The following is a 13,048-nucleotide window of genomic DNA, read 5'->3' as shown; positions in this document are numbered from 1 at the left end:
ACGCGTTATGAATGCGTCCGCAGCAGGGTCCTCATCGTGCGCATCGCCACCGACAGGTTCGCGAGGTCGAACGCGTCCGAGCCCTGGATCTCCTCCAGCGTGGTGCGCGCCCGGCCCAGGATCGCCGCGTTCTTCTCCTCCCAGGCCTTGTAGCGCTGCTCGGGTGTGGAGCTGCCGTTGCCCACGGCCAGGACGTCCGCGGTCAGCGCCGCGTGCGCCGCGTACAGGTCCTCGCGGATGGCGGCGCGGGCCATGGACTGCCAGCGGTCGGCGCGGGGCAGCTCGATGATGCGGTCCATGAGCTGGGTGATGCGGAGCCGGTCGGCGAGGTCGTAGTAGACCTCGGCGACGTCCATCGGCTCCCGGCCCATGCGGTCCGCGACCGAGACGATGTCCAGCGTCGGGAAGGCGGAGGAGAAGCCCGCCACGCGCGTGGCCAGCTCCTCCGGCACGCCCGCGCCGGTCAGCTCGTCGTAGATCTTCTGGTACCACTCCAGGTCGGCGCCGCGCAGCAGCTTCGGCAGCTGCCCCCAGACCTGCTCGACGCGCTCGGCGAAGAAGTCGACCGTGTCGGCGAGCTGGAGCGGCTGCGGGCGGTTGTTGAGCAGCCAGCGCGTGCCGCGCTCCACCAGGCGGCGGGAGTGCAGCCGGATGCGGGTCTGGACCTCGGCCTCGACCTTGTTGTCGAGGGACTCGACCGCGTCCCACACCGGGTACTGGCGGAAGATCGCCCGGGCCGCGGTCTGCGCCCGCACGATCTCCTCCAGCGACGCTCCGGTCTCCTCGCGCAGCCGGTGCAGGTAGGTCGTACCGCCCGTGTTGACCGTGTCGTTCACCAGGACCGTCGTGGTGATCTCGCGGCGCAGCGGGTGGCTGACCAGGTGCTCGGGGAACTGCTCGCGCAGCTTCGTCGGGAAGTAGGCGTGCAGCAGCGTGCTGAGGTACGGGTCGTCCGGCAGCGACGTGTGCAGCAGTTCCTCGGCGACCGTGATCTTCGTGTACGCCATCAGCACGGCCGTCTCCGGCCCCGTCAGGCCCTGGCCCTGCGCGAGCCGCTCGCGGATCTGCCGGTCGGTGGGCAGGAACTCCAGCGCCCGGTCGAGGTGCCCCTCGCGGACCAGGTGCTTCATGAAGCGCTGCTGGGCGTGGAGCATGGCGCCGGACTGGGCCAGGGCGTTGCCGATCGCCGTGTTCTGGGCGTAGTTGTTGCGCAGCACCAGTCGGCCGACCTCGTCGGTCATGTCGGCGAGCAGCTTGTTGCGCTGCTTGACGGTCATGTCGCCCTCGGCGACCAGGCCGTTGAGCAGGATCTTGATGTTCACCTCGTGGTCGGAGGTGTCCACGCCGGCGCTGTTGTCGATGGCGTCGGTGTTGATCCGGCCGCCGTGCAGCGCGAACTCGATCCGGCCCAGCTGGGTCAGGCCCAGGTTGCCGCCCTCACCGACGACCTTGACGCGCAGGTCCTTGCCGTCGACGCGGATGGCGTCGTTGGCCTTGTCGCCGACGTCGGCGTTCGACTCGGCCGAGGACTTCACGTACGTGCCGATGCCGCCGTTCCACAGCAGGTCCACCGGCGCCTGGAGGATGGCCTTCATCAGGTCGGCCGGGGTCAGCTTGGTGACCTTGGCCTCGATGCCGAGGGCCTCGCGGATGTGCGCGTTGACCGGGATCGCCTTGGCCGTGCGCGGGAAGACCCCGCCGCCCGCCGACAGCAGCTCGGTGTTGTAGTCCTCCCAGCTGGAGCGGGGCAGCTCGAACAGGCGGCGGCGCTCGGCGTAGGAGGTGGCGGCGTCCGGGTTCGGGTCGATGAAGATGTGCCGGTGGTCGAAGGCGGCGACCAGGCGGATGTGCTCGGAGAGCAGCATGCCGTTGCCGAACACGTCACCGGACATGTCGCCGATGCCGACGACCGTGAAGTCCTCGCTCTGCGTGTCGACGCCCATGTCGCGGAAGTGCCGCTTGACGGACTCCCAGGCGCCGCGGGCGGTGATGCCCATGCCCTTGTGGTCGTAGCCCGCCGAGCCGCCGGAGGCGAAGGCGTCCCCGAGCCAGAAGTTGTACTTCTCCGCGACCTCGTTGGCGATGTCGGAGAAGGTCGCGGTGCCCTTGTCCGCGGCGACCACGAGGTAGGTGTCGTCCTCGTCGTGCCGGACGACGTCGGCCGGGGGCACGACCTCGCCCGCGACCATGTTGTCGGTGATGTCGAGCAGCGCCGAGATGAACGTCTTGTAGCTGGCGATGCCCTCGGCCATCCACGCGTCGCGGTCCACGCTCGGGTCGGGCAGCTGCTTGGCGACGAAGCCGCCCTTGGCGCCGACCGGCACGATGACGGTGTTCTTCACCATCTGCGCCTTGACCAGGCCGAGGATCTCGGTGCGGAAGTCCTCCCGCCGGTCCGACCAGCGCAGACCACCACGGGCGACCTTGCCGAAGCGCAGGTGCACACCCTCGACCCGGGGCGAGTACACCCAGATCTCGAACGCCGGGCGCGGCGCCGGCAGGTCGGGGATGGCCTGCGGGTCGAACTTCATGGAGACGTACTCGTGCGGCCTGCCGCCCTCCGCCTCCTGGAAGAAGTTGGTCCGCAGGGTCGCCTTGATGACCGTGAGGAAGGACCGCAGGATCCGGTCCTCGTCGAGGCTGGCGACCTGGTCGAGGGCCGCGTCGACCTCCTCCAGCAGCGCGTCCACGATCTCGTGGCCCGCGCGCTGCCGGTCCGGCGACATCCGCGCCTCGAACAGGGAGACGAGCAGCCGGGTGGTGTGGACGTTGTTGCGGAGGGTGTCCTCCATGTAGTCCTGGCTGAACGTCGAGGCCGCCTGGCGCAGGTACTTCGCGTACGCCCGCAGCACCATCGCCTGCCGCCAGGTCAGCCCGGCGCTGAGCACGAGGGCGTTGAAGCCGTCGTTCTCCGCCTTGCCGGTCCAGGTGGCGGCGAAGGCGTCCTGGAACCGCTCGCGGGCGTCGTCGCCGAAGTAGTCCGCGCTGCCGCCCTGCGGGCGGGGGATGCGCAGGCCGAAGTCGTAGATCCAGGCCACGCTCCGGTCGGAGCAGCGCAGCTCGTACGGCCGCTCGTCGACGACCTCGACGCCGAGCCGGTTGAGGACCGGCAGCACCGCCGAGAGGGAGATCGCGTCGCCCGTGCGGTAGATCTTGAAGCGGCGCTCCTCGGGGGCGGCGCCCACCGGCTCGTAGAGGCTGAGCGCGAAGTCCTTGCCCTCCTCGGCGTTCAGCTGCTCCAGGTGGACGAGGTCGGCGACCGCGGCGCGCGGGTTGTGGTCGGCCTTGTAGCCCTCGGGGAAGGCGTGCGCGTAGCGGCGCATCAGCTCGGCCGCCTGCTCCTCGCCGAGCTCGGCGTTGAGCGCCTCGGCGAAGGCGTCCTCCCAGGAGCGGGCGGCCTCCACCAGGCGGGCCTCGATGCGCTCCTTGTCGGCGTCGGACAGGTGCTCCAGCTCGGTGCCCTGCGGGACCCGGACCACGAAGTGCAGCCGGGACAGGATCGACTCGGTGTTCCACGCCGTGAAGTCGACGCTGATGCCGCCGAGCTCCTCCTTGAGGATCTCGATGATCCGCAGGCGGACGGCGGTGGTGTAGCGGTCGCGCGGCAGGTAGACGAGGGCCGAGTAGTAGCGTCCGTACTCGTCCTGGCGCAGGTACAGCCGCAGGCGCCGCCGCTCCTGGAGGTAGAGGACGGAGGTGACGATGGCGCGCAGTTCCCCGACCGGGGTCTGGAACAGCTCGTCGCGCGGGTACGTCTCCAGGATCTGCAGCAGGTCGCGTCCGTCGTGGCTGTGGGGCGAGAATCCGGCCTGCTCCAGGACCTCCTCGACCTTGCGCCGGATCACCGGGACGCGGCGCACGGACTCGGTGTAGGCGGCGGAGGAGAACAGTCCGAGGAAGCGCCGCTCGCCGATGACGTTGCCCTCGGCGTCGAACTTCTTGACCCCGATGTAGTCCAGGTACGACGGCCGGTGCACGGTCGCCCGGCTGTTCGCCTTGGTGAGGACGAGCAGCTTGTGCTCGCGGGCCTTGGCCCGGGCGTCGGCGGGCAGCCGCTCGAAGGACGGGCTGACCGGGTGGCTCTCCTGGTCGGAGTGGTGCGGGTCGGCACGCAGGATGCCGAGACCGGTGCCGGGCACGGCGGCCAGCGAGTCGTCGTCGCGCAGCTGGTACTCGCGGTAGCCGAGGAACGTGAAGTGGTCGTCGGCCAGCCAGCGCAGCAGCTCGCGGGCCTCCTCGACCTGGGGTCCGGGCAGGTCGCCGGGGATCGGCTCGTCCGGCAGCCCCTCCGCCAGCCGGATCGCCGCGTCCCGCATCTTGCCCCAGTCCTCGACGGCCTCCCGGGCGTCGGACAGCACGCGCAGCAGGTCGGCGGTGATCTGCTTCAGATCGGCCCGGTCGGTCTCGCGGTCGATCTCTACGTGGATCCAGGACTCGACGTGCGCGTCGTGCGGAAGGCCCGCGGCGCCGGTCGGGGGCGTGGGCAGCACCTCGATCAGCTTGCCCGTGACGTCGCGCCGCACGACGATCTGGGGGTGGATGACGACGTGGATGCCGCGTCCCTGCCGCGTCAGCTCGTTGGTGACGGAGTCGACCAGGAAGGGCATGTCGTCGGTGACGACCTCGACGACCGAGTGGCTGCAGGTCCACCCGTTCTCCTCGACCGTCGGCGTGTGAACCCGCACGTTGGCCGTGCCCTGGGGGCGGTTCTCGGCCAGCCGGTAGTGCGACACGGCGGCTCCGAAGACGTCGACCGGGTCGCGGTCGGCGAGGTCCTCCGGGGCCGTGTGCAGGTAGTAACGCTGGAGGAACGTGAGCAGGGACTCGCGGTCCGGGGCTTCCTGGGCGTCTGGGGTCTCCTCGCCCGTCGACCCGGTCGGTAGGTGCCCCCCGACCGGGCTGTTCTCAGCTACCCGGGCGGCCCTCTCGAGCAACTCGGCCTTGGCTTCGTCCAGCTTGGTCTGCATTGTCCTCTGGCTCCTGTCGCGCGCCGTTGCGTGACGTAGAAGGAAGTACGGCCTCTGCGCTTACGACGTCACGTCGTGACACGGGGTATCCGGTCTGTACCGACGCTATGCCGCAAGGTGAGATGAGCGGGGGTGTCTGAGCCATTCTTGAGCTGCTCCACCGGTGTGACGCTGCTCTCCGCGACGCCTGGTTCCTGGTGGTGCTCGGCGTCCCGGGAGCCCTCGATGCCCCGTCCCGCCCGCGAGGACCAGCGACTGCCGCCCGGACACGGATGTCGTCCGTGCTCTCCGGGCGCAGGGCGAGGACGTCGGCGTCCCCGCGAACTATCGCGCTGATCACGCCACCAAGGCTATCGCTCCTTACAGGGCCCCCGTCATGAGCCGTATGTGTACAAAACCAGTCCCGGAAGTTTGACGTTCTGCACAGTGCGCGCACCGCCCGCTTCGGCAGTACCGCGGAAGGAGCCGATCAGGCGGCCAGGCGCTGCGCCTCGTCGACCGCTTCCTCCAGCGTGTCCACGACCGGCACCCCCACCGCCTCCAGGCTGGCCCGGCTGTGCGATCCCCCGGTGTACAGCACGGCCCGGGCGCCCACGTGCAGCGCGGCCACGGCGTCGTCCGCGGCGTCCCCGATCACCACCGTGCGCTCCGGAGCCACCCCGCTCAGCGACCCCAGATGCCGCACCATGTGCTCGGCCTTGCTGCCGCCCGACGGACCGGTCCGGCCGTCCACGCGTATGAAGTGCGGCTCGATCCCGAAGCCGCGCACCAGCGGCACGAGCTCCTCGTGCACGTACATGCTCAGGATCGACTGGCTGCGGCCCGACGACCGCCACCCGGCCAGCAGCTCCTCGACGCCCGCCGTCAGCCCGCACCTGACCCGGTGCTCCGCGTAGTACCGGTGGAAGATGCCGTCCATCAGCTCCCACTCGGCCTCGGTGGGCAGCCGCCCCATCAGCCGCTCGTAGAACTTCGGCACCGGTACGCAGTACAGCTCCCGGTACTTCTCCAGTGTCAGCGGCTCCAGGCCCAGCTCGGCGAAGGCCGCGTTCGTCGCCCCGATGATCGCGTCGATGTCGTGGAACAGCGTGCCGTTCCAGTCCCAGACAATGTGCGCGCCCGTCTTCGTCCCCATGCCCCAAAACGTACCCGGCCCCACTGACAATCAAGAGAACGGCGCCTCAATGCGCCCCTGGGCGGGAGGTCCGCCCCAGGGGGGTCGCTCAGTCGCCGCGCCCCACAAGGTTGGGGATCTCCTGCGTGGCGAACCACAGCAGTTCGTGGTCCTCCGCGCCGTCCACGACGAACTGCGCGTCGTCGTCCCCGCCGTCCGCCGCCGGCAGCGCGTCGGCCGCCGCCGTCACGTCGGCCTCCGCGTCGGGCGCGTCGACGTGCACGGACGCCGCCTTGGCCAGGGCCACGGAGCCGGAGACCCGCACCTCGCCCAGCGCCGCCGGGTCGAGGCCCCGGTCGGGATCGGTGCTCGCGACCCGGTCGGGCACGTCCACGGCCACGACGACCCGGCGCCGGGGTGCGTCGGGCCGGCCGGCCAGCAGCCGCAGCGAGGCCAGCGCGGCCCGGCTGAGTGCCGCGTACTCCAGTTCCTCGATGTCGTCGGAGAGGTACCACTCGCGCAGCGCGGGCGTCACGGCGTAGGCGACGAACGGCCCGGCCCCCAGCTCGCCCGTCTGGTACGCCTTGGCGAGACCGGGGAGGGTCATGGGCACGTAGACACGCATGCTGGCCGCTTTCGTGGTCGTCCGGAGAGGGCCTTCAGAATACGTGCGCCGCGTCCCCTTTCGAGTCCCGCCCCGTGACGCCGGACGCGTCCACCCGGGGCCGCGGATTCACCCGACCCGGCCCCGCGAGCACGGGCTTCACGCCCCGCACATCACCCGGATAAGTGAACCTCCCTGCGCCCTCGACACGCAGTCCGCCTGCTTGCTCCGGCCCCTTTCATCCCCGTACAAGATCACCACCCGAAGTTACTCACCGGTATCCACCGGCCCACGGAACGGGGACCCCCATGCACAAGGTCATGACCAGGACCGCCCGCCGCCCGCTCACCGCCCGCACCGAGCACGTCCCTGATGCCTCTGAGGCCCCTGGCACCTCTGGCATCCCTGCACCCCCGATCGCCTCAGCCACGCGGGCCACGGCTGCCCGTCTCGCCTCGACCACCCCTGGTGCCCCTGGCACTCCAGCCGTCCCAGCCACCCGGGCGACCCCGGCCGATACGACGCCCGGCACCGAGACTCGTGAGGCCATCACCGCCCTGACCGGCGCCCCCACCACCCCGCCGCCCCTCGCCCCCACCGGCCCGCCCCGCTCGCCCGGCGGCGGCCCGGGCCGTGCCCCCGGAGCCGGCGGTCGCCCTCCGGCCTCCACCCGTGCCAAGCGCCCCTACACCCGCCCCGCCGACACCCGTCCGCCCACCTCCCCGGGCAGTCGCCGACCGGCCTCCCCAGGCCCGCGCACGACCCCCCGCCGGAACCCGCACGGCACCACCCCACCGTCCGCGATGCCCTCCGCTCCGACGACTCCGCGGGCGCCCGCACAGACCACGCCCCGCGTCCCCGCCCAGACTCCCCGCCGGCCGCTGCCCCGCCCGCTCCCCACCGACCTCTTCGCGGACCTGCTGGTCGCCGTCCTGAGCGGTCACCGCCCCGTCCACTCGATGCTCCGCCACACCCGCGGCCGCGCCTACGACGAACTGACCTGGCTGGCCGAACGCGGCCCCCTGCGCACCCGTGGCGCCCGCCCCGTCGTCCGGGACATCGGTTACTTCGAACCCCGTCCGGGCGCCATCGAGGCCTTCGCCCGGATCGGCGCCGGCGACCGGCTGCGCGCCATGGCCTTCCGCCTGGAACTGGGCCAGGACCTCCGCTGGCGCTGCACGGCGGTGGAACTCGGCGGTCCCCGCCCGCCCCGCACCGACACCGACACCGACACCGACTGATCCGCGCCGACACCGATTGATCCCCGTCGACACCGACTGATCCGCCCCGGCTCCGGTCGATGGTCCCCGGATCCCGCCCCGGCCTGATCGGTCCGGGCACGGCGAAGGGCCGGACACCCTGAGGTGTCCGGCCCTTCAGGCCGTCACGGCGCTGCCGCGTCCGTCACTTCTTGCGGCGGCCCCGGCTCTTCGCCTGCTTGCGGCGCTCCGCACGCGTGAGGCCGTCGGCCTCGGAACGCACCGGCTCGCCGTCCTCGGTGAAGTCGCCCTCGATCGTGCCGCCCTCGCCGTCGACCGTCGGCGCCGAGAAGTGGAGGTTGCGCCGCTGCGGAACGTCCAGCCCCTTGGCGCGGATCTCCGGACGGGAACCCGCCTGCGCCGGCACCGAGTCCTGCTTCTCCAGGTCGGCCACGGGCTTGGCGTCCTCGACGGGGACCTCCTCGACCTGCTGCTCGACCTGGACCTCCAGGTTGAACAGGTAGCCGACGGACTCCTCCTTGATGCCCTCCATCATGGCGGTGAACATGTCGAAGCCCTCGCGCTGGTACTCGACCAGCGGGTCCTTCTGCGCCATCGCGCGCAGGCCGATGCCCTCCTGGAGGTAGTCCATCTCGTAGAGGTGCTCGCGCCACTTGCGGTCCAGGACCGACAGCACGACCCGGCGCTCCAGCTCCCGCATGATCTCGGAGCCGAGCTGCGCCTCACGGGCCTGGTACTGCTCGTGGATGTCGTCCTTGATGGAGTCACTGATGAACTCGGCGGTGAGACCGGCCCGGTCGCCGGCCGCCTCCTCCAGCTCCTCGACCGTGACGTTGCACGGGTAGAGCTGCTTGAAGGCGCCCCACAGCCGGTCGAGGTCCCAGTCCTCGGGGAAGCCCTCGGCGGTCTCGGCCTGGATGTAGGCGTCGATGGTGTCGTCCATGAAGTGCTGGATCTGCTCGTGCAGGTCCTCACCCTCCAGGACGCGGCGCCGCTCGCCGTAGATGACCTCGCGCTGGCGGTTGAGGACCTCGTCGTACTTCAGGACGTTCTTACGCGTCTCGAAGTTCTGCTGCTCGACCTGCGACTGGGCGGAGGCGATCGCGCGCGTGACCATCTTGTTCTCGATCGGCACGTCGTCCGGCACGTTCGCCATGGACATCACGCGCTCGACCATCTGGGCCTTGAACAGCCGCATCAGGTCGTCGCCGAGGGAGAGGTAGAAGCGGGACTCGCCCGGGTCGCCCTGACGGCCGGAACGACCGCGCAGCTGGTTGTCGATGCGCCGCGACTCGTGCCGCTCGGTGCCGAGCACGTAGAGGCCGCCGAGCTTCTCGACCTCTTCCTTCTCCGCCTTGACGGCCTTCTCGGCCCGCTCCAGCGCCTCGGGCAGGGCGTGCGCCCACTCCTCGATGTGCTCCTCGGGGTCCAGGCCGCGCTGGCGCAGCTCGGCCTCGGCGAGGTCCTCGGGGTTGCCGCCGAGCTTGATGTCCGTACCACGGCCGGCCATGTTCGTGGCGACCGTGACCGCACCCTTGCGGCCCGCCTGGGCGACGATCGTCGCCTCCCGGTCGTGCTGCTTGGCGTTGAGCACCTCGTGCTGGATGCCGCGCTTGCTCAGCTGCTGCGAGAGGTACTCGGACTTCTCGACGGAGGTCGTGCCGACGAGGATCGGCTGCCCCTTGCGGTGCTTCTCCTCGATGTCGTCGACGACGGCCTCGAACTTGGCGACCTCGGTCCGGTAGATCAGGTCGGACTGGTCCTTGCGGACCATCGGCCGGTTGGTCGGGATCGGCACCACGCCGAGCTTGTAGATCTGGTGGAACTCGGCGGCCTCGGTCATGGCCGTACCGGTCATGCCGCACAGACCCGGCTGTTCCTTGCCGTTGTGGTCGTGGCGCTTGTAGAGGCGGAAGAAGTTCTGGAGGGTGATCGTGGCGAGCGTCTGGTTCTCGTCCTTGATCGGCACCCCCTCCTTCGCCTCGATCGCCTGGTGCATGCCCTCGTTGTAACGGCGGCCGGCGAGGATACGTCCGGTGTGCTCGTCGACGATCATGACCTCGTCGTCGATGATGACGTAGTCCTTGTCCTTCTTGAACAGTTCCTTCGCCTTGATGGCGTTGTTCAGGTAGCCCACGAGCGGGGTGTTCACCGACTCGTAGAGGTTGTCGATGCCCAGCCAGTCCTCGACCTTGGCGACACCGGACTCGTGGATGGCGACCGTGCGCTTCTTCTCGTCGACGTCGTAGTCGCCGGTCTCCTCGATGCCCTTGAGGGGCTGGCCGGCCTCGCCGCGCTTGAGGCGCTTGACCAGCTTGGCGAAGTCGCCGTACCACTTGGTCGCCTGGTCGGCCGGGCCGGAGATGATCAGCGGCGTACGGGCCTCGTCGATGAGGATGGAGTCGACCTCGTCGACGATGGCGAAGTTGTGGCCGCGCTGGACGAGCTCGTCCTTGGACCACGCCATGTTGTCGCGCAGGTAGTCGAAGCCGAACTCGTTGTTCGTGCCGTAGGTGATGTCGCAGGCGTACTGCTCACGGCGCTGAGCCGGCGTCATGTTGGCGAGGATGCAGCCGACGCTCAGGCCCAGGAAGCGGTGGACGCGGCCCATCATCTCGGAGTCGCGCTCGGCCAGGTAGTCGTTGACCGTGATGATGTGGACGCCCTCGCCGGACAGCGCGTTCAGGTACGCCGGCAGCGTGCCGACGAGGGTCTTGCCCTCACCGGTCTTCATCTCGGCCACGTACCCCATGTGCAGGGCGGCGCCGCCCATCATCTGCACGTCGTAGTGGCGCTGGCCCAGGACGCGCTTGGCGGCCTCACGGACGGTGGCGAAGGCCTCGGGCAGCAGGTCGTCCAGGCTCTCACCGTCGGCGTACCGCTGCTTGTACTCATCGGTGAGGGCCCGCAGCTCGGCGTCGGAGAGGTCGACGAAGTCCTCTTCGATGGAGTTGACCTGGTCCGCGATGCGGTGCAGCTTGCGCAGGATCTTGCCTTCGCCTGCACGCATGATCTTCGAGAGGACGGACACGGGGGTTGGTCTCCTTGCCGGTCGGGCCTGGGACGGTCGGTTACCACTTGACTTACTGAGCAACGGCCATCGTATGCGAGGACCCCACCGCGCCGGGAGGGCCTGCCGTGACGGCGACCGTCCGTTGCTTCCATTCTGTTTCACGTCTGCTTCCAAGGGGACAACGTCCGGGCCCCGCGGATGGTGCCGCAACCCGCCACCGAATTGCACGAGGCGTGATCACCCCCTCACCGAACGCAAAGGGATGGCACCCCGGCGCCCTCCCGAGCAGAATCGGCCGATGGACCCCGTCACCCTCACCACGGCCCGCCTCCTGCTGCGCACGGTCGGCCCCCGGGACACCGACGCGGTGTACGAGGCCTGCCAGGACCCGGACATCCAGCGCTGGACCACGATCCCCTCGCCGTACCTGCGCGAGCACGCCGAGAGCTTCACGGAACAGCTGGCTCCGGACGGCTGGGCGGACGGCTCCATGTTCACCTTCGGCGTCTTCCTCCACTCCGGGGACCTCACGGGCATGCTGGGACTGACGATGCGCGCCCTGGGCATGGCGGAGATCGGCTTCTGGGCCGCGAAGCCGCACCGTTCCCGCGGCTACATCACGGAAGCGGCCCTCGCCGCCTGCCGCTGGGCCTTCGTCCACGGCGCGATCGACCGCGTCGAATGGCGCGCCGAGGTGGGGAACCGGGCCTCGCGTGCGGTGGCGGAGCGCGCGGGCTTCACGATCGAGGGCACCCTGCGCGCCGCGACGAACAACAAGGGAGTGCTCCGGGACACCTGGATCGGCTCCCTGCTCCCGTCGGACCTCGGCCTCCCGTCGACGGCGCCGTACCTGCCGGCCGCCCGCTGACGGCGTTTTCGCAGGCCGGCCCCCGATGTCAGTGCCACCGCATATCGTGCGACCCATGACCACCCCGCGCCCCGCAGCAGAGCTCTCCGCAGACGAGGCCCGCAGAATCGCCCTGCGCGCCCAAGGGTTCCTCGGCGCCCCCGACCGCCGCTCCGGCGTCCGCGGCGTCCTGCGCCACCTCGGTGCGATACAGCTCGACACGATCTCGGTCCTGGCCCGCTCCCACGAGCTCGTCCCCTACGCCCGCCTGGGCGCGGTGGGCAGGAAGACCGTGGAGAGCGCGTACTGGACCCCGGATCCCTCCGGCGCGCCCCACGCCTTCGAGTACTGGTCCCACGCCGCGTGCATCCTCCCCATCGAGGAGTGGCCCCACTTCGCCTTCCGCCGCCGCGCCTACCGCAACCGCCCGCACTGGAACCACGACCTGCCCGACGGCGTTTACGACCAGGTCGTCAAGCAGCTGCGCTCGGAAGGCCCCCTCACGGCCACGGAGTTGGGCGGCGCGAAGAAGACGAACGACTGGTGGGACTGGTCCGGCGCCAAGGTCGCCGTCGAACGCGCCCTGATGTACGGCGAGGTGGTGTGCGTGGAGCGCCGCGGCTGGAAGCGGATCTACGACCTAGCCGAGCGCGCGATCCCGGACGCCCTGCTGCACGACGAGCTGGACGACACCGAGTGCCTGCGCCGCCTGGTCCGTCTGGCGGGCCAGTCCCTCGGCGTCGGCACCCGCGCGGACATCGCCGACTACCACCGCCTCAAGGGGGAGCAGGTCGACGCGGTGATCGCCGATTCGGGGCTCGTCCCGGTCACGGTCGAGGGCTGGGGCAAGCCGGCGTGGGCCGACCCGGCGGCCCTGGAGACACCCCCGCGCGGCCGCCACCGCACCACGCTCCTGTCGCCGTTCGACTCCTTGATCTGGGAGCGGGCGCGCACGGAGCGGATCTTCGGCTTCACGCACCGCCTGGAGGCCTACGTCCCCAAACCGAAGCGGGTGTACGGCTACTTCGCGATGCCGGTCCTGGCCGGCGGCCGGCTGGTCGGCCGCGTGGACCCGGCGCGCGCGGGCAGCACACTGGTGGCCAGGCAGGTCACGCTCGACGGCCCGAAGGCGGTCCCGGCTGTCGCCCAGGCCCTGGTCGAGGCCGCGTCCTGGGTGAACTGCACGGACGTCCGCGTGGAACGGATCGACGCACCGGAACTGCGCGAGCCGCTCGTACGGGAGCTGGCCCGTCTGACGGCCTGACGACCCGACGGCCTGACGG

Annotated in this window: 7 protein-coding genes; 3 read left to right on the top strand and 4 right to left on the bottom strand. The window is 70.5% G+C overall.

Features of this window, described 5'->3' with window-relative positions:
- Positions 1-5: 5 nt before the first annotated feature.
- The 3 genes from ACIGAQ_RS09350 to ACIGAQ_RS09340 form a co-directional block, all read right to left on the bottom strand.
- On the bottom strand, positions 6-4,967 hold the full coding sequence (locus tag ACIGAQ_RS09350) for an NAD-glutamate dehydrogenase (protein WP_311688352.1): 4,962 nt from the start codon (positions 4,965-4,967) through the stop codon (positions 6-8).
- A 469-nt stretch (positions 4,968-5,436) separates the two neighbouring features.
- Positions 5,437-6,102, bottom strand: a complete 666-nt coding sequence (locus ACIGAQ_RS09345) for an HAD hydrolase-like protein (RefSeq protein ID WP_311688351.1) — start codon at positions 6,100-6,102, stop codon at positions 5,437-5,439.
- A gap of 88 nt (positions 6,103-6,190) precedes the next feature.
- Positions 6,191-6,706, bottom strand: a complete 516-nt coding sequence (locus ACIGAQ_RS09340) for a DUF6912 family protein (protein ID WP_399780781.1) — start codon at positions 6,704-6,706, stop codon at positions 6,191-6,193.
- Positions 6,707-7,488: 782 nt separating this feature from the next.
- On the opposite strand from ACIGAQ_RS09340, the gene ACIGAQ_RS09335 reads away from it, so the two are divergent.
- On the top strand, positions 7,489-7,926 hold the full coding sequence (locus ACIGAQ_RS09335; protein ID WP_399780778.1) for an Rv3235 family protein: 438 nt from the start codon (positions 7,489-7,491) through the stop codon (positions 7,924-7,926).
- A 163-nt stretch (positions 7,927-8,089) separates the two neighbouring features.
- On the opposite strand, the gene secA is transcribed toward ACIGAQ_RS09335, so the two are convergent.
- Positions 8,090-10,936 carry a preprotein translocase subunit SecA gene (gene secA, locus ACIGAQ_RS09330; protein WP_362275462.1) on the bottom strand — a complete coding sequence of 949 codons (2,847 nt, stop codon included), beginning with the start codon at positions 10,934-10,936 and terminating at the stop codon, positions 8,090-8,092.
- 280 nt (positions 10,937-11,216) lie between these two features.
- Between secA and ACIGAQ_RS09325 the strand changes: the two genes are divergently transcribed.
- Together ACIGAQ_RS09325 and ACIGAQ_RS09320 are read left to right on the top strand one after the other, a co-directional pair.
- A complete protein-coding gene (locus ACIGAQ_RS09325) occupies positions 11,217-11,786 on the top strand; it encodes a GNAT family N-acetyltransferase (RefSeq protein ID WP_362275465.1) in 570 nt (189 codons plus the stop codon).
- 55 nt (positions 11,787-11,841) lie between these two features.
- Complete coding sequence (locus tag ACIGAQ_RS09320; protein WP_311688347.1) at positions 11,842-13,029, top strand: DNA glycosylase AlkZ-like family protein; 1,188 nt, start codon at positions 11,842-11,844, stop codon at positions 13,027-13,029.
- Positions 13,030-13,048: the final 19 nt, after the last annotated feature.

Origin of the sequence: Streptomyces sp. NPDC085932 (genome assembly GCF_044540525.1) — a bacterium.
GTDB classification, from domain to species: Bacteria; Actinomycetota; Actinomycetes; order Streptomycetales; family Streptomycetaceae; genus Streptomyces; species Streptomyces levis.
This window is presented reverse-complemented; position numbering and strand designations above follow the sequence as displayed.